The organism is Oceanobacillus sp. Castelsardo (assembly GCF_001659985.1).
Classification (GTDB): Bacteria; Bacillota; Bacilli; order Bacillales; family Amphibacillaceae; genus Oceanobacillus.
Window position 1 is genome coordinate 17,804 of the sequence record NZ_LYCS01000005.1, and the last position, 17,515, is coordinate 35,318.

The window sequence follows — 17,515 nt, forward strand, 5'->3', positions numbered from 1 at the left end:
GTTAAAAGGCATAATGCCGAGGAACAGGTTGGGGGCTACACTGCATATCATCTCATGATTGTCCGGGACGAGGGAACTGTCCCCCCGGCTCTTCCTATAACACTTCTGGATATCCCCGTAATTCTTGATAATTGCCTAATTGACACTCCTTCTAGTTCCTTCAATTTTGCTAATATCACATCTCTATCCGGTTTATCCATTTGCTGTAGGACACTCGTATTTGATATTCCCAATTGGGTTAAATATTCTCTCACTTCCTGATCGGATATTCTTTTCGTCACTTCAATATCTAAACATTCATCATCGTTTGCTTGCTGCATATATTCGAGATATAGGGGAATGCTTATTTCTTTGTCCTTTGAAAACAAACAAAGAGCAAAATCAATATCTACCAGCTTCCCTTTACCAAAATACTCATGAAAACTTGACCACTCGTATTCAAAAACATTAACTGCTATTCCCGCCTTTACCGGATTTTGGTGAATGTACCTTAATACGGTAAGGAAATAAGCCTCATCTTCCACAATTTCACTCTTAAATCTCCCCTGAAACAAATGCCCCGACCGTTCATATTTCATGTTATACCAATAAACATAGCTCGAACTTATTCTTTTACAATAGCTGTAAATTTTGTGGTTGCCGATTGATTTATATTTCTCCAATGTCGATAAAAATCTTAATTTGTCTTCATCATCCTCAAAAATAGTTTGTCGATTAATTCCTCTCATCATAATATGATAAATTCCACTACGGCTCTTCTTTCTTGCTACTCTTGGCAAGTTGAATCACCTCTTGTCTCGTTGCTTGAAATCCGATGATACTAAACACTTCACTAGTCAAAAACATTATAAACTCTCATCTCCTCTAGCATTTCATTAGATAAAAAATACTGAAAGATTATAAGTTTGTCCAAATACCGAAAAGCTAGAATGGAGAAGTATGTTGTACTGATTTATCGTTTTCTATAGCAGGAAAAGAAAAAATGGAACTAAGAAATCGTTTTGTTATTACATATTTGAAATATTTTAAAAAAAGAGCCACAGGGACAGGTTCATTGTCCCAATGGTTCTATTAGATTTTTTTCTATATACAAAAAAGCAGTGCTCTACATCTCGTAAAGCACTGCTTATCACTGGGACGAGAGACCTGTCCCCATGGCTCTCAGATCCCTTGTTCTATTTTTCTAGCTCTATTATTTAAAAATGCAAGTTCGATTTCTTGTTGTGTAGCACCAGCTGCTAACATGACAGCTAATTTTATTCTAGCTTTTTTGCTGTCATAATCTCTTCCGATTATAACACCCTTATTAGTTAAGTCGAACACACTACCAGAGAAGTCATACACGTGGCGTACTTCTCCTTCCCCTGATTTAGTTGTTAATACGACGATTAAACCTTTATTAACAGCCTCTTCAATAGCCGGTACCATTTCAGGTGAAACATGACCTCTTCCAGACCCTTCTAGAATCATACCCCTTGCTCCACTTGAAATGGATGCTTTAACGAAACGATCATCTACCCCCAAGTAGAAAGGTATAATATCAATAACTGGATAATCCCGTTTTAATCGATAACTTTCCCGGTAAAGCGGTTTTTGATAGATTGTTACAATCTCTTGATCGACCGTGCCTAAATATCCATACCCTTCAGAAGTAAAACCGTCCACATTGGAAGCATGGACTTTCTTTACATACCGGGCTGAGAAAAGCCGTTCATTAAACAAGACTACCGTTCCAAAATCTCTAAGCTTTTTACTTGCTGCCGCTAATATGGATTGGCGAATATTGACCATCGCATCTGTACCAAGTTCAAACGGTCCTCTCTGTGATCCAGTTACCACAATCGGTTTATCATTTGAAATTGTCAAATCTAAATAATAGGCTGTTTCTTCTAAAGTATCTGTACCATGGGTGACAACGACTCCATCTATCTGAGAATCCGTTAAAAGTGTTTCAATTCTCCCTTTCAACCGAAATAATTTTTCCGGATTCATCTGATTGCTTGGAACTTGAAAAATCGATTCAACGGTTAAATTAATTTCATCAGGAAGATTACACATCTCTGCGAGTTCTTCACCTGTTAAAGCCCCTGAAGAAAGTAATCCTGTCTCCGGATTCGGTTTACTAGCAATAGTTCCTCCAGTTGTTAATAGAACAATATGTTTCAAATCAATAACCTCTTTTCAAAAAATAGTAAATTGTTGTGGAATCAAGAACTTTTTCCTAAGGTAATTAGCAATACTTAGTCATTTATAGATAAAACTTAGATACATTATCTTTTTAATTTGTAAGTATATATTATCCAATCATTCAAAATTCTGCTTTAATTTCTTGGTTTCTAATTAAATCAATAGATAAATTTTATTTGTTAAGTAGAAAGTTAACTCGCTGCAGCGGCTTCTTTTGTTTTTCTTTGACCGGGCTTAACAAATACCATCGCTAACATACCAACAGCTGCTGCAATTGAAGCTGCTACAAACATAGATGAATAACCAAAGCTTACTACTAAGAATCCAGTTAGTATTGGTGCTATGATTGTTGCAGTATTTGTTATAAAGTGAGTAATTCCGCCAAATGTTCCCGCACGGCTTGGTTCTGTATCAATAATAACTGACCAATAAACTGAGTTGGGCAGTGAATTAAAGGCATTTCCAATACACATAAGTATCATTACCCCTAAAACTGTATTTTGGGTAGGTATTAATACAAAGCAAATTGCTGTACACAATAAGGAAACGACAGCTAGTCCTGATCTAGCGATTCGTAAATTTCCTGTTTTCATTCGTAAATAGTCAGAAATTTTACCTCCAAGTAATACAGTAAAGCAGGCCCCAATCCACGGAATCATCCCCAAATACCAAAGTGAAGATAGCTGGAATCCAAATTCATCTTGTAAATATTTTGGTGTCCATGTAAGTAATAAGAAATTGATATATTGGAATGCAAAATATCCTAAAGCATTAAATACTAAAGTAGGGTTCCCAAAGAAATGATACCATTTGATAGAGTTGTCGTTTTCACTAACAACTTTTTCGTTAGGTAATAAATCTTTAACCGAACGTATTTTTTGAAGCTCTTCCTTTGAAACTTTTGGATTTTGTTCAGGTAAATCTGTAAACATTTTTGACCAAATGATTACCCAAATGATTCCTAAACTACCAAGAATAATAAACATTACTTTCCAACTTGTTACTGTTAAAAGAGCAACCGCTACAGGGGCAGTTAATAGCGCTCCTAATGGGGTTCCTAAAAGACCTAAAGAAACTGCAAATCCACGTTCTTTCGGTGTTGCCCAGTTAGCATTTGTTTTATTAATAGTCGAAAATGTTGGACCTTCAGCAAATCCAAATAAGATACGGATGACTGCGAAACCTGCTAGCGCGGAACCGCCAAATAGTGCCATCCCAATTTCTCCAGCATATGCTGTTGCAATCACAAAAACGGACCAACCAATTCCGACTATTATCCAAACAAATTTTGGTCCCTTTTTATCCGCAAGCACTCCCCCAAAAAGTGAACCAAATAAATAACCAAATCCAAAATATCCAAGAACAGCTCCCCAAGCAATTGGGTCGAATCCATACTCCCCAATAATGTCCTTTTGCGCGTATGATATAGCGCCACGATCAATATAGTTAATAATGACCATAATTACCATCATTAACATAATTTGATAACGGTAATTTTGCTTCATGCTAACTCCTCCCCCTTTGAATTTATAAAGATGAAAAATACTTATCTGCCTCGAATCTCACACGATCATAATGATGGAGCAAGGTTTTTTCCACATTATTCGTTCTTAATCCTTCTATTATTTTTAAATGTTCCTCAATTACTTCTTTTCTTCTAATAGGACTTTTTAAGACTGTCATTGCAATTCGACGTATGAGATCATATAGATGTTCACTCATTGATACTAGTCTTTTATTGTTACCAAATTGATTGATGGTTTTATGAAATTCTTGATCTATTAAAGTAAATTCATAATCTGACTGCTCGGATGATACCGATTTCATTTTACCCATTAAGTTTTGAAGTATATCAATTTGTTCATTCGTAATATTTTCAGCAGCTTTTTTCGCCATTGCAATTTCAATGATCAATCGAATTTGCAAAATATCTTCTACGTCTTGCATCGTTAACGGGTTAACATAGGTTCCTTTATATGGAATGGATATTAACCATTCTTCTGCTTCTAATCTTTGAATTGCTTCCCGAAATGGTGTTCTACTAATACCAAATAGCTCCTTCGCTTTTTTCTCAGTTAGTGCTTCATTATCAGATAACACCCCTCTAATAATTGCCTCTTTAATTACGTTATACGATTGTTCTTTTAGTGATTTTGCTGTTACAGAATATTTTTTCATATGACCTCCTATCTATTAAGTAATATTATAATAATATAAATAGTCTGTAAATATATAATATATAATACAGAATACTCAGATACCATTCGGCAAACAAAAGCAGTGCTTTACATTTCGTAAAACACTGCTTATCACTGGGACGAGGGACCTGTCCCCATGGCTCACCCCCGGCTCACAAAATATAATCAAATATCATGCTTAGTTCTTCTAGCATACTAGATAGGACTGCTTCTCCTAGAATGTAGAAGATAATCCCCATTAGTACAACGGTCCCTAGACTTAAATATACTTTTTGACCATTGTTATCTATATGAGACACTTTTTCATAAACAAATAGAACCGGAATAAATGAAATCGATAAAGATACAGACAACGCAATAGGAACCAGTGTTAAAAAGTCTGATCCTACCAATCCACCTATTAAACCTATCGCGTGCAAAAGTGTAAATGGTACTAATAATCCACCAAATTGCGCAACAAGGCTTTGGAAAGAACCAGGATGTTTGGCAATTTTAATGATGGCAAAGGCACTAAAGAATGCAATCGCGATTACAATCAATATAAAGATAATAAGGCGAAAATTAATTGAAAATGGTAATGAAGATCCGAAAAGGAAACCCATAGTCTTCACGATGGAATTTGCATAAAAATATAAAGCCAATGATAATAAAATAGTATAAAGTGCAATCGTTATAAGTCCATTATAAAAATATCTTTCATTTGCCGAAAATGCATGTGTTGGGTTTTTCAGTAACTTCATAAAATATGCCCCGTACTCACGAAGAGCATTTTTTGCGGTTTCAACATTTGGGTTTCCAGCATCATTTGGCCCTGCTCCCCCATTCGTATACGAAACCTCCTGCGTACTCGCAACCTCTACTTCAACTTGCTTAGCAACTAAATGTTTTCCGCATTTTTCACAAAATTTCCCTGAATCTTGTTCGTGATGACAATTAGAACAAACTAACATTTTTTTCTCCTTCCTTCTTAAATTATTCTCTCAATCTATTAATTTGGTATTTTTAAAAACTCATCGGGACTTAGATCTTCCCCATAAAATATGTAATAGTCTTTATCTACCTTTTTTAAAAGCCAAACGAGCACTTCATCAGAGTCTTCCTCCATTTGTTCGGCAACAAGTGTCCAATCGTTACCAAATTCCTCTGTCAAATCCTCTACAGCTTCATCTATTAACTGGTCCTTCTTTACTTCAACCAATTTAATATTTTTTACCCCACCTAGTTCCATCGTGAGCTCTCTTATTACTTCCATTGCTTCCTCGGGATCTCCTATATCCCCTTCAGCTAGTGACAATAGCTTTGTAAAGGTTTGTTCGTCCCCTTCCATTGCTGCCTCATGTAATGTTTGTATTGTCTTAACCGGACCATTCCCAACGCCCGAACACCCACAAAGTAGCAATACAAAAGTCCCAAAAATAATTGAAATTTTTTTCATGATGTTCACCTCCTTATGATGTAACCAAATAAAATATTACCCGAATAAACAAGATTTGTCATGGTATTCTTTATTAAAATAGGTAATAAAATGTAAAAATACCTATAGTCAAACAAAGAAAAGCTTGTATAATATGGTAGTACAGGTGATTAGGTAAAAAGGAGGGGTAATAATAAAACATCCTATCAAAATACACAAAAATTCCTAAGACTATAGAGGTGATAGCATGAAATATTGTAAAAATTGTGGACATCCATTGAAAGATGGGGTTTCGTTTTGTGCCGAATGTGGTTCTAACATTAATGAAAAAACAGTGAGTCGCAATGAAGGTAACGAACCAATTTCCAAACCTACCGATGAAAAGCCAGTCTCTCGTGAAACAAGGCCGAAAAAACCGCTCTTTAAAAGTAAAAAGTCGAAAGTAACAGCAATTATCGCAATCATTATTGGTATTATTTTATTTGCAAGCTATTATACAATTAATAAAGTGATGATGAGTCCAGAGGCGGTTTCGAATAATTTTATCAAGGCTTTAACAGAGAAAGATGTGAACACGGTAAGGAAATACATAAATGAAGGACAACTAGAAATGGATGCCACGAAAGAAGATACAGAAGCATTTCTAGCATTTTTAGAAGAACGCCCGAAAATGATTACCGCTATTTCGAAACAATTAAAGAAAGATGCCCATATGTATAAATCCAATGGAAATCATCTTCCTGCATTTTCAGATGAAGAAAGTGATACACTCGCATCTTTGACAAAAGATGGGAAAAAGTGGCTACTATTTGACCGGTATGTCGTTCAGCTTTTACCGAACTACTTGGAAGTTGAATCAACCGAAGAGAAAACGAAGATCTTTGTTGGGAAAAATGAAGTTGGTACTATTGGAAGTGAAAAACCAAAGACATTCGGTCCTTTTCTACCAGGTATTTATGAGGTGAAAGCAGTCGTTGATGGGGCTTATGGAAAAGTGGAAAACGTCCAAGAAATTGATTTTTCCCAATTGGATGAAACAGAAGCATCTGCATCTTTTAACTTTTCCGATCATTATCTTGACATATATACCGATAACGAAGATGCAGCGCTTTTTGTAAATGGAAAAGATACGAAAAAACATATTGGTGATTTAAATCAATTTGGCCCAGTTCCATTAGATGGATCTGTTGAAGTATTTGCGCAAAAGGATTTTTCTTCTGGTTTGAAGAAAAGTAAAAAAGTGAAAATCACGGAAGATATATACGATCTTAATTTGTACCTAGATTATGACGATGATGATGAGGAATACGAATTAGCGCAAAAAGAAGCAGAAGCAATGGCTAAAATGGAAGAAGAGGAAGCAGAAGTAGCAGAGACCGTCTACAACCATTACAGCCGAATTTCCAATGATGATTTTCAAAATGCTTATAACCTATTCTCCTCGAACATGAAGAAAAAGTTTGGAGTAGATGGTTGGGCAAAAGGCTTAGAAGCAAACATTCGTGATTACGTTTCAACGGTTCAAGTACAAAGTGTGAACGAAAATAATGCGAAGGCATACTTGGAAATGACGTCCTATGATGACCAGGAAGATGGCTCTATTCTCGTTCAAGAATGGGAAGGGTATTGGAACTTGATTAAAGAAAATGGTCAGTGGCGCTTAGATAAGGCAGAATTGGAAAAGGTGGATTCTTGGAAAGAATGATGAAAAAAATAGGAATCTTAATTGGAGCCATTCTCATCGTATTGATGATCTTCATCATCGGTAAAGACTTGGCTCGAGAAGATCAAACGGAATCAGAACAAACTGTGGATAAGACAAAAACAGAAAAAGTGGCGAAAGAAAACAAGACGGATGAGACGGCTGATGGGCAAGCAGACACAAAAGAATCGGCTTCCCCCTCTTCCCCGCTACCCGAAAAAATGAACGATAAACAAATCGATAATCTAATCAAAAAGATGTCATTAGAAGAAAAAATCGGACAAATGATGGTCGTTGGCTTTCAAAGTACGGATGTGGACAGTCACATTAAAAAAATGATTGAAACGTATCATGTTGGTGGGATTATTTTATATGACAGAAATATGACTAACCCTAAACAAGTCAAAACGTTGAATCAAGATTTACAAACATTAGCACGTGATTCTTCAAATGGTATCCCACTCATCATCAGTGTAGACCAAGAAGGCGGAGACATCGTGCGCATGCCTGACCATGTGTCCAACATCCCAAGTCAAAAAGAATTAGGTAAAAAAGGGAATGAGGACGAGGTTTATTCCGTTGCTAAACAAAACGCCAAAGAACTTTCTAGCATGGGTTTTAACGTTAATTATGCTCCTGTTTTAGATTTATCATCTACCGACTCGAGATCCTTTGGCGAAGACCCGGAACAGGCATACCAATTTGGAAAACAAGTCATCACGGGATTCGCTGATTCATCTGTAGTTGGGGCACTAAAACATTTTCCTGGACATGGTCGTAGTGACGTGGACCCTCACTTTGACTCCTCATCTGTTGATGCGGAAAAAGGTGACTTAGAAAATACAGATATTTATCCATTTAAGAAAATGATAGAAGAAGTTGATCAATCGAACTATTTTGTCATGGTCACGCATTTCATCTATCCAGCCTATGATAAAAAACTTCCTGCAAGTGTTTCACCGACGATTATACGTGATTTACTAAGGGAAGAACTCGGATTCGATGGAATTGTCGTTACCGATGACCTCGAAATGGGCGCAGTAGCCAAGCTCTACTCTTATGAGGAACTTGGATATAAAGCAGTAAACGCCGGAGCAGATTTATTGTTAGTATGCCATACACTCGAAAGTCAAGAAAAGGTATATAACGGCATTCTCCAAGCCGTTCAAAATGGAAAACTAACCGAGGAGCAAATCGACCAATCCGTCAAACGCATATTAAAGCATAAATTTGGGTCATAGGGACAGGTCCATCGTCCCAGTCTTGATCTTTCATATGGTGCAGTACTTTTAGTGAAAAGCCTAGAAGTACTGCATTTTCTTTTTAAACGCTTTATCCATAGAGGCAGGGGCAGATATTCGTGGTTATATCCCTTCGATGAGTTACCGAATGAAGACTTTTCCTCTACGTTCAGGAACTCATACACCTGATGAGTTACCATATGAAGACTTTTCCTCTACGTTCGGGAACTCATACACCTGATGAGTTACCATATGAAGACTTTTCCTCTACGTTCGGGCACTCATACAACTGATGAGTTACCGAATCAAGACTTTTTCTCCATGTTCGGGCACTCATACACCTGATGAGTTACCGAATCAAGACTTTTCCTCTACGTTCGGGAACTCATACACCTGATGAGTTACCATATGAAGACTTTTCCTCTGCGTTCGGGCACTCATACACCTGATGAGTTACCGAATCAAGACTTTTCCTCCATGTTCGGGCACTCATACACCTGATGAGTTCGGGGCTAGAAAAAATTGGGACGCGGGACCTGTCCCCATGGTAAGCATGATTCCGCTTCCTTTCGAATACAATAAAATAGGTTGTCCTTCATCCATTGGATAAAAACAGCCCTGAGGAGGATTTTTATTGAATTCATTCATGTTAAAATTTGGCTTAGTTGTAGCAGGTGGAGCTATTCAAGGGCTGGGAATGGGGGTATTTTTGTTCCCCCATTCTATTCCTTCAGGTGGTGCTGGTGGGATAACGGTTCTTTTGGATTATTTGTTTCATATCGGAATGGGACTAGCACTTTGGATTGTTAATGCTTCTTTATTATTTCTAGGTGTCAAATATTTGGGAAAAAGGTTTGCTTTATGGACGCTTCTTTCCATTACAGTGACATCATTATCCGTCGATTTTTTTGAACAATGGATTATCGTGAAAAATAGAAATTTGCTTCTGGATCTTCTATTTGGTTCTGTTTTTCTCGGTACAGGTATCGGAATATTAATGCGTCAAGGTGTTTCAAATGGTGGTGTAGGGGTCATCGCAATAATTATCTCCGTCAGAAAAAAAGTATTACCTGGTCGACCACTTTTTATCCTTAATCTCTTTATTTTTCTATTTGTTGCTATGATAATCGATTGGAAATTAATCTTCCTTGCTCTTATTAGTCAATGGATTTCAACCAAAATGGTAGATATGATTTGTGAAATCTCCTTTCAACAAGTCTATACTTTAGGTTGGCGAAAGAAACCGTAAACTTAGGTGTATTTATACCTAAAATTACTTTTTTTCTTTTCTTTCCCGTCTTTTCCTTTAACATGAACTAAAAATAACACTAACAAGCCTACAATTAAGGTAAAGGCAGCAATGGAAAGAAACATTCCCGTTCGTGACCAATCCATTAACCGGGTAAAAATAGGGGGACCTAGTGCAACCCCTATAAAACGAACGGAACCATATAAAGAGGAAACAAAACCTCTCCGCTCTTTTCCAACTGCACCTGTAATTAAACTGTTAACACATGGTAGGACCAGTCCTGCACCAATACTGCTTATGGCTAGAACGATAAGAAAAGGAATAAGTTTTTCAAATAATACGAGCGAACTATAAGATAACGTCATTAGTAATAAGCCTAAAACCGAAAGCCGCTTCATTTTTTCTAAATTTTTTCCAATTTTACTTCCAGTAATATAGGACGTACAAACCATTACTAGCAGCGGTATTGCTAGAATAAGTCCTTTTGGAACCCCATCAATGTTGTATTTCGTTTCAAGAACATCCGATAAATAAAATAGGATTCCGAAAAGGGTGAATAGACAAGTCCCCCCAGCTAAATAAATCGTAAATAGCCATCTGCCTTCATGTTTAAAGACACTTAAAAGCCCTTTTACATATTTTTTAAAAGGGGGAGGTGCTTGGAAATTTCGTTTTTCCTTAATAAAAATCCAAACGAAAAGGATTGAAATAAGACTAATCACTGGGAAAGCGAAAAATACCGAATGCCAAACAATAAGGGCCAGTAAAGAACCGAGTATTGGGGATAATACTTTTCCTAAACCATTCGATGCCTCAAATATACCAAGTATTCTGCTACGCTCTCCCCCTCTGAACAAATCGCCAATCAATGCCATAGCAATAGGTGCAGTTCCGGCCGCACCAATTCCTTGCAATATTCTTCCTAAAATGATCCAAATATAGGAATTGGAAAAAACGGCAGCACCTAATCCAGCTAGTAAAGCCCCTCCACCAAATAGAAGCAAAGAAGGAATGATTATCATTTTCCGTGAAAAACGGTCAGATAAATACCCTACAATTGGGATAAAAATAGCAGCTGCGATGGAGAAAACCGTTATCGTCAAGCTAACTTGTAATTGCGTAAGGTCTAATGAAGATTTCATTTCCGGAAGTATCGGAATGAGCATCGAGTTTCCTAATGTCATCATAAGTGGAACGGATCCGATGGCAGCGATGACCATCCCTTTATTTTTCTTTTTCAAAGCTTGTACACTCCTACTTTACGTTAATGGGTGGAGAAACGATCCAACCTTTTTGTTTCGCTAGATCAAGAAGTTTTTGTTCGTATTCTTCCTTTTGCGTATGAAATTCCCCAAATAAAGAACGAATATCCTCCCTTATTGCTACTCCCGTGACAAAGCTACATAATACTCGATCTGTCATTAACTCTTTTTGAACGAGAACGGCGATTTCTGGATCATGAAACCTTGCACCTGCAGGGATATCTTCTACTTCCACATTCGGTCTATCAGGTGGTGCTGGAGGCAACCGGATTCCCGATTCTTTTAGAATGGCTTCCACTTGCTGTTCTTCTTGTGTAAGGCAACTTTCTACTAAATCCTCCAAATACGTTTTTAAATCAGGCTCACCAGTATGATTAATAAGTACCTGCATCGTGACTAATATGTTTTTTGTATTATATAGATAAGACCATAAATGGTAAATCTCCCCAGAATGAAATGGTTCGTCTGGTTTTTTGTTTATAAGTGCCATCTTATTCCTCCTTTACATATGCGTATATAGTTTCCCTTAAAAGTAAGATATTATCCTTTAGGACAGGAACCTACTTTCAATTTATACATAGGCTAACATTAGAAAACTTGGCATCCGCCAAGCCTTTGGGTGGATGCCTTAGTTGCACTTATGCAGACGGGAAAGATTTTATACTTTCCTACCTGCTCAGAATAGAAACTAAAGAATGTTAAGAGGGGATATTACCAATGAAAAAGAAAATAGGCCTATTTTTGGTTATTGTTTTTTCCTCCATTATATTCGTGGCATGTGCCGAAAAAGGGGAAGAAAATAACAGTTCTGAAGACGAGAAAGTTGTACGTATCGGGTATCAGAAAAATGGCCCATTGCTTATTTTAAAATCGTTAGGAACGTTAGAGGAACGATTAGAAGCCATGGGGTACTCTGTGGAATGGAATGAATTTCAGGCAGGGCCATTATTAGTTGAGGCTCTTAATGCGGAGAGCATTGATTTTGGCAGAACAGGTAATACACCACCAATCTTCGCACAAGCAGCCAATGCCCCTTTTGTATACGTTGCGGTCGGATTTTCAAAATATGAAGGCAGCGGAATCTTAGTACCAAAGGGGTCGGATATAAAGGAACTAGTTGATTTACATGGAAAAACTGTAGGATTTGCAAAAGGATCAAGCTCCCATTACTTAATTGTTAAGGCTTTAGAGAAGGTTGGGCTTCAGTATAGCGATATTACCCCAGCATTTTTAAATCCAGGGGATGCAAGGGTAGCATTTGAACAGGGCACCATTGATGCGATGGTCGTTTGGGATCCATACACAGCATCCACGGAGCTTCATTCGGACGGGGAGTTACTCGTTAACGGAGAAGGATTAACGACGGATCGAGACTTCTTTGTTGCCTCTAAAAGTTTTGCTGAAAATGAAGAAATTATTAACGTGATTCTGGAGGAAATCGAAAATTCTTCCGAGTGGGCAAACAACCACCATGAAGAATTGGTGGAAATGTTAGCCCCTATTTTCAATATTGATGAAGAGTCCATCGAAAAATCAGTGGATAGACGTGTTTATGGAGTGGAAGAAATAACAGAAGACATCATAAAGGAGCAACAAGAAATCGCGGATACCTTTTATCGTTTAAAGATTATTCCTAAAGAAATAAACGTAGAAGAGGTAATGAAATAAGGGGGAAATGCAGATGAAAGGAAATAGAAAAGGTCCTTTGGAAAAATTCGTTCCCTGGTTTATTCCATTTTTCATTATTGCAGCATGGCAATTATTATCATGGTCCGGTGCCATACCAGAAAGGATACTACCCGCCCCATCCCAAATCATTCAGGCAGGTATCGACTTAACGATTACCGGGGAATTATCGGAACATATGGGGATTAGTTTATGGAGAGCTTTAGTAGGATTTTTAATCGGGGGAATTGCTGGATTTGTCTTTGGCTTATTGAATGGCGTATTTCGTTTTGCTGATTTATTCTTTGATACCTCGATTCAAATGTTACGTAATATTCCCCATCTTGCGCTTATTCCGCTTGTGATTATGTGGTTTGGAATCGGCGAGACCTCCAAAGTATTTCTTGTAGCATTGGGCGTTTTGTTTCCAGTCTACATTAATACGTATCATGGAATAAAGTCGATTGACAAAAAACTAATTGAAATGGGTAAAGCGTATGGATTAAATGGAAAGGAGCTCTTTTTCCAAATTATTTTACCAGGGGCTATGTCTTCTATTCTTGTTGGTATCCGATTTTCACTTGGAGTCATGTGGCTAACCTTGATCGTTGCGGAGACTATTTCTGCTCAGTCTGGAATTGGTTATATGGCGATGAACGCTAGGGAATTTATGCAAATGGATGTTATTGTTTTAAGTATTATTATTTATGCGTTATTTGGCAAAATATCGGATATGATTGCCAAGTATTTTGAAGGGAAATTATTAAAATGGAATAACTAAATTCTGGGCAGAATTGGCAAGTAAATAGGGGGAATGCAAATTGAATTCACATGATTTACAAGGGGTAGATGTCACCATTCATCAAGTTAAAAAGAAATACGATGACAGGGAAGTATTGGAGGGACTTGATTTACAGATTAGAGAAGGAGAATTTGTAGCAATCGTAGGAAAAAGCGGCTGTGGAAAAAGTACATTATTACGTCTTGTAGCGGGATTAGAAGATATAAATGGCGGCTCGATAAATTTAGATGGAACTCCTTTGGAAGGATTGAACAAACAAGCAAGAATGATGTTTCAAGATGGACGGTTACTACCTTGGAAACGAGTCATGGATAATGTTTGTTTAGGCTTACCTTCAGATGAAAAAGATAGAGCAATGCAAGCGATCACACAGGTGGGACTGAAGGAAAGAATACATGATTATCCTTCTAAACTTTCCGGGGGACAGAAACAGCGCGTGGCACTTGCGAGGGCATTGGTACATGATCCTTCCTTATTACTACTGGATGAGCCTTTAGGAGCGCTTGATGCTTTAACTCGCTTAGAAATGCAACGATTGATTGAATCATTGTGGTTAGAAAGAAAATTCACCTCTATTCTTGTAACTCACGATGTAGAAGAAGCAGTGGCCATTTCGGATCGTGTTATTTTAATAGAAAATGGAAAGATAGCTTTAAATCAACCCATTCATCTGCCCAGACCAAGACAACGTACAAATCCTGCCTTTTCTATGTACGTGGAGGAAATTTTAGCACGAATTATGAATCGAAAAAGTAAGAAAAACTATAGTATGCTTGTGAACACGGAAACGGAATCACTTTTTAACCCCATAAATAATTAAGGCAACTCCGAGGAAGATCCAGAAAAATTTACCAAAGGAAATTTTATCAGAGATACCAACAATTCCAATTGTTGTTGTAATGATAAGAATTAAGGGTCCAATAAAAGCAAGGGAACTATTAATCACTAGAGCCTTTTCCACATCATTCAATCGAATCATCAAATATGCAGCAAAGACCTCAATGGATCCTGATAAGATACGAAATAATGCCATGGCAATAACAGCCTTTTCCAATAAGGTAAACATATTCTTCCTCCCGAAATCTGTACTCCAGACATTATATGCATAACCTGTCCATCTTAGAACGGAGACGGAGGGGAGCCAGAGGGACGGGTACCTTGTCCCAAGGATTCTATACACCAATAGAGCATTGTTTTACATTACGTAAACAATGCTCTTTTATTGGGACGAGGGACCTGTCCCCATGGCTCAAACTGCTACCGCATTCCCGTGCTCTACTACTTCTATATCTCTAATATAAAACCAATCATCTACTTCCTCTAATTCATAGATTACAGTCTGTTCCACAATTTCTTCATAGTAATCCGTGTAATCTATTACAGAGTGCTCTTCTTCTACGATAACCTCGTAACGGTTCCCATCTAAACTTTTAATATCCGTTATCTCATGCGTTAATAGGACTTTTCCCATTTGATTCTCATACATTTTCATTATAGAATCAGCTAATTCATGATAAAGATCACTGTTAGGGTCGATGTAAAAATCAAGGTCATAAAGGTCCCCTGTATCCGTTGCATAAGTCATAATAAATAAAAAATCTTGTATAAGTGTTTCGATGGCAATGTTATTTTCTTCCCGTTGAACGTCATTCACATAGCTATCCGCTTCTTCTTTCGTAGCTTTCGTTAACGTATATTCGCTATAACTATCACTAAAAGTTAACGTCTCATCATCTAGTTTCGTGATGGTGACAAATCCATTTTCCGATGAAGCTGCTATCGTATTTGATTCGGCATAATCCACCATCCATATTTCCTTCGTCCCGGCTAAGTAATCTGCAACGGTTCCATCTGCACTTATTTCAAAGAAGATGGCTCCATAATCATCTTCAAACTTCCACAACCCACTAATATCGTCAAACGTTAGTTGATTGGAAAATACTTGTAGATTTTGATACATGACTGACGAAAAATCGCGAATATCTTCTATTACTTGCTCCTCTTCTAAATCCTGCATAAAGACTAATTCATTATCTTTTGTCGCATAAACAAGATTACCATGAAAAAACGCATACATTTCAATGTCACTTGCTACCTTCGTCTCGTCTATAAATAATTCATCCTCTTCCGTTAAATAAACAACCCGACCATCTGTGTGGACATTAAATTGATATACCTTCTCAGCAATCTGTTCCTTATCATCCGCGCTATTTACCTTATATATATTGTACTCTTCATCCGTATAATAAACGGTCCCTTCCACTAAATAGAAATACTGAACATCACTCGCTAATTTGGTAGCTTTTTCATCATATTCGCCTTTCTGATAAAGATTATTATCCTCATTCAAATAATAAAAGCTATTTTTATCATAGTCTGCTAAATATACATTAGACGCAACCTTTTCTGTTGTCACATCACTGGATAACGTGCTGGAGTATAAATCCATTGCATCATCTTTTTCATAACTTAAGTAAATTAAACGGTCGTCTACGTTTTTAATGTAATAAGGATCAATCTCGTTACTTGATATTTTCACACTACCCTCATCTGCCTTTTTATAAAAAAGCATATAATCATCATTGACATAGACAAGATCCCCATCACGATTCAATATTTTAAAATGAACAACATTATTAGCAATGTCACTTTGTTTCCTGCTCTCTATGTTATAGACCGAATAGTCCCCATCAAAATCTGTGTAATATAAATTTCCATCCACCAAATCATATTGGGCAACCTCAGAGCCTATCTTTTCTTCTTTTCCATCGTTTTTAATCACATACAAATTCATATCCATATCCTGGTAAACGATAAAATCTTCTTTATTATATCCATCAAAAAACTGTACATCTTCCGCAAGCTTAACTTTATCCTTACCCATTTGGAACTCATATAACTTATTTTCCTCATCTACAAAGAGAACCTTGTCTTTATCATTCAAATAAACAAAACCATAATTTTTCACACCACTAGCGATTTTCTCCAATTCACCATCTTTTGTTTTGATAGATAATTCCCCAATACTTTCCCCATTCTCATTCACATTACTTTCCGTATAGAATAAAAATTTATGATGGATCGTATCCGGCCTCTTACTTCTTTCTTCATCTAATGACTCCGACTGCGTACACCCCGCCACAAGCACCACTATTAAAATAAATAAAAAAATACTTAACGATTTACGCATATGCAATCCTCCTGATGTCATAGTTAAATCAATCGTTAAGATCTCTAATCTATTTATCTAAAACGTGAAAATCCCCCCTGTATGTCATTGTATGAGCAAGATTGGGATTTATGCCGGAGTCACATCAGTCCCTCGTCTCATTTGGCTGCTGGTCAATAATAAAAGGACAGCGCTTTACATTTTGTAAAACGCTGCCCTGTCATTTTGATTGGACCGATACAAGCGGGGTCCTGATAAATTAAGAGTGAGTGCTGATATACTGAGACGAATGCTGATATTTTAAGAGTGAGTGCTGATATACGGAGGCGATTACTGATATATTAAGAGTGAGTGCTGATATATGGAGACGAGTACTGATATATTAAGAGTAAGTGCTGATATACGGAGGCGAGTGCTGATATACGGGTACGAATGCTGATATATTAAGAGTAAGTGCTGATATACGGAGGCGATTACTGATATATTAAGAGTGAGTGCTGATATACAAGCACGAATATAAGTCTGTTTCCTATATTACCCATCAAAATTAAATAATGCAGCCATACTACTTTCCATTATGATTCTCCTCCTACTAGAGTTTATTTATTCACTACTTCACATTATTT

General features: G+C 37.1%; 16 protein-coding genes. 6 read left to right on the forward strand and 10 right to left on the reverse strand.

Annotated features, from left to right (window positions below):
* Positions 1-47: 47 nt before the first annotated feature.
* The 6 genes from A9178_RS10195 to A9178_RS10220 all read right to left on the reverse strand — a co-directional run bounded on the left by A9178_RS10195 (position 48) and on the right by A9178_RS10220 (position 5,820).
* Positions 48-779 carry a transposase gene (locus A9178_RS10195; protein WP_068674938.1) on the reverse strand — a complete coding sequence of 244 codons (732 nt, stop codon included), beginning with the start codon at positions 777-779 and terminating at the stop codon, positions 48-50.
* A gap of 382 nt (positions 780-1,161) precedes the next feature.
* Positions 1,162-2,172, reverse strand: coding sequence for an asparaginase (locus A9178_RS10200; RefSeq protein WP_156520747.1), 1,011 nt, complete (start codon positions 2,170-2,172; stop codon positions 1,162-1,164).
* Between the two features lie 206 nt (positions 2,173-2,378).
* Positions 2,379-3,692 carry an MFS transporter gene (locus tag A9178_RS10205; RefSeq protein ID WP_068674942.1) on the reverse strand — a complete coding sequence of 438 codons (1,314 nt, stop codon included), beginning with the start codon at positions 3,690-3,692 and terminating at the stop codon, positions 2,379-2,381.
* A gap of 22 nt (positions 3,693-3,714) precedes the next feature.
* Positions 3,715-4,365: a GntR family transcriptional regulator gene (locus tag A9178_RS10210; protein WP_068674943.1), complete on the reverse strand. Its 651-nt coding sequence runs from the start codon at positions 4,363-4,365 to the stop codon at positions 3,715-3,717.
* A 172-nt stretch (positions 4,366-4,537) separates the two neighbouring features.
* Complete coding sequence (locus A9178_RS10215; RefSeq protein WP_068674945.1) at positions 4,538-5,335, reverse strand: zinc ribbon domain-containing protein; 798 nt, start codon at positions 5,333-5,335, stop codon at positions 4,538-4,540.
* A 38-nt stretch (positions 5,336-5,373) separates the two neighbouring features.
* Positions 5,374-5,820 carry a hypothetical protein gene (locus tag A9178_RS10220; RefSeq protein ID WP_068674947.1) on the reverse strand — a complete coding sequence of 149 codons (447 nt, stop codon included), beginning with the start codon at positions 5,818-5,820 and terminating at the stop codon, positions 5,374-5,376.
* Between the two features lie 226 nt (positions 5,821-6,046).
* Between A9178_RS10220 and A9178_RS10225 the strand changes: the two genes are divergently transcribed.
* From A9178_RS10225 to A9178_RS10235, 3 genes are all read left to right on the forward strand, one after another.
* Positions 6,047-7,504 carry a TcaA 3rd/4th domain-containing protein gene (locus tag A9178_RS10225; protein ID WP_068674949.1) on the forward strand — a complete coding sequence of 486 codons (1,458 nt, stop codon included), beginning with the start codon at positions 6,047-6,049 and terminating at the stop codon, positions 7,502-7,504.
* The gene (locus tag A9178_RS10230) at positions 7,501-8,742 is read left to right on the forward strand and encodes a glycoside hydrolase family 3 protein (protein WP_156520748.1); all 1,242 of its coding nucleotides are present in this window, start codon (positions 7,501-7,503) and stop codon (positions 8,740-8,742) included. The genes A9178_RS10225 and A9178_RS10230 overlap by 4 nt, the downstream gene beginning before the upstream one ends.
* A gap of 634 nt (positions 8,743-9,376) precedes the next feature.
* Entirely contained in the window at positions 9,377-9,991 is a 615-nt protein-coding gene (locus A9178_RS10235; RefSeq protein ID WP_231889821.1) for a YitT family protein, read from the forward strand.
* 2 nt (positions 9,992-9,993) lie between these two features.
* Here A9178_RS10235 and A9178_RS10240 read toward each other — a convergent pair whose 3' ends face one another.
* Both A9178_RS10240 and A9178_RS10245 read right to left on the reverse strand, forming a co-directional pair.
* Positions 9,994-11,211, reverse strand: coding sequence for an MFS transporter (locus tag A9178_RS10240; protein WP_068675374.1), 1,218 nt, complete (start codon positions 11,209-11,211; stop codon positions 9,994-9,996).
* Positions 11,212-11,245: 34 nt separating this feature from the next.
* Complete coding sequence (locus A9178_RS10245; protein WP_068674953.1) at positions 11,246-11,743, reverse strand: DUF3231 family protein; 498 nt, start codon at positions 11,741-11,743, stop codon at positions 11,246-11,248.
* A 227-nt stretch (positions 11,744-11,970) separates the two neighbouring features.
* Between A9178_RS10245 and A9178_RS10250 the strand changes: the two genes are divergently transcribed.
* The 3 genes from A9178_RS10250 to A9178_RS10260 are packed head-to-tail and all read left to right on the forward strand — an operon-like array spanning position 11,971 to position 14,540.
* Positions 11,971-12,921, forward strand: a complete 951-nt coding sequence (locus A9178_RS10250) for a sulfonate ABC transporter substrate-binding protein (RefSeq protein WP_082918160.1) — start codon at positions 11,971-11,973, stop codon at positions 12,919-12,921.
* A gap of 13 nt (positions 12,922-12,934) precedes the next feature.
* Complete coding sequence (locus A9178_RS10255) at positions 12,935-13,699, forward strand: ABC transporter permease subunit (RefSeq protein ID WP_068674957.1); 765 nt, start codon at positions 12,935-12,937, stop codon at positions 13,697-13,699.
* A gap of 40 nt (positions 13,700-13,739) precedes the next feature.
* On the forward strand, positions 13,740-14,540 hold the full coding sequence (locus tag A9178_RS10260) for an ATP-binding cassette domain-containing protein (RefSeq protein WP_068674959.1): 801 nt from the start codon (positions 13,740-13,742) through the stop codon (positions 14,538-14,540).
* Here A9178_RS10260 and A9178_RS10265 read toward each other — a convergent pair.
* Together A9178_RS10265 and A9178_RS10270 are read right to left on the reverse strand one after the other, a co-directional pair.
* Entirely contained in the window at positions 14,514-14,786 is a 273-nt protein-coding gene (locus A9178_RS10265; protein ID WP_068674961.1) for a YqhV family protein, read from the reverse strand. The two genes, A9178_RS10260 and A9178_RS10265, sit on opposite strands and share 27 nt — an antisense overlap.
* 183 nt (positions 14,787-14,969) lie before the next feature.
* Complete coding sequence (locus tag A9178_RS10270; RefSeq protein ID WP_068674963.1) at positions 14,970-16,910, reverse strand: TcaA NTF2-like domain-containing protein; 1,941 nt, start codon at positions 16,908-16,910, stop codon at positions 14,970-14,972.
* Between the last annotated feature and the right edge of the window lie 605 nt (positions 16,911-17,515).

Bases quoted from the DNA above. Each gene is read 5' to 3' on its own strand.
- A9178_RS10240 (WP_068675374.1), bottom strand. From the start codon at position 11,211: ATGGTCATCGCTGCCATCGGATCCGTTCCACTTATGATGACATTAGGA.
- A9178_RS10255 (WP_068674957.1), top strand. From the start codon at position 12,935: ATGAAAGGAAATAGAAAAGGTCCTTTGGAAAAATTCGTTCCCTGGTTT.
- A9178_RS10265 (WP_068674961.1), bottom strand. From the start codon at position 14,786: ATGTTTACCTTATTGGAAAAGGCTGTTATTGCCATGGCATTATTTCGT.
- A9178_RS10205 (WP_068674942.1), bottom strand. From the start codon at position 3,692: ATGAAGCAAAATTACCGTTATCAAATTATGTTAATGATGGTAATTATG.
- A9178_RS10215 (WP_068674945.1), bottom strand. From the start codon at position 5,335: ATGTTAGTTTGTTCTAATTGTCATCACGAACAAGATTCAGGGAAATTT.
- A9178_RS10245 (WP_068674953.1), bottom strand. From the start codon at position 11,743: ATGGCACTTATAAACAAAAAACCAGACGAACCATTTCATTCTGGGGAG.
- A9178_RS10220 (WP_068674947.1), bottom strand. From the start codon at position 5,820: ATGAAAAAAATTTCAATTATTTTTGGGACTTTTGTATTGCTACTTTGT.
- A9178_RS10250 (WP_082918160.1), top strand. From the start codon at position 11,971: ATGAAAAAGAAAATAGGCCTATTTTTGGTTATTGTTTTTTCCTCCATT.
- A9178_RS10230 (WP_156520748.1), top strand. From the start codon at position 7,501: ATGATGAAAAAAATAGGAATCTTAATTGGAGCCATTCTCATCGTATTG.
- A9178_RS10270 (WP_068674963.1), bottom strand. From the start codon at position 16,910: ATGCGTAAATCGTTAAGTATTTTTTTATTTATTTTAATAGTGGTGCTT.
- A9178_RS10225 (WP_068674949.1), top strand. From the start codon at position 6,047: ATGAAATATTGTAAAAATTGTGGACATCCATTGAAAGATGGGGTTTCG.
- A9178_RS10210 (WP_068674943.1), bottom strand. From the start codon at position 4,365: ATGAAAAAATATTCTGTAACAGCAAAATCACTAAAAGAACAATCGTAT.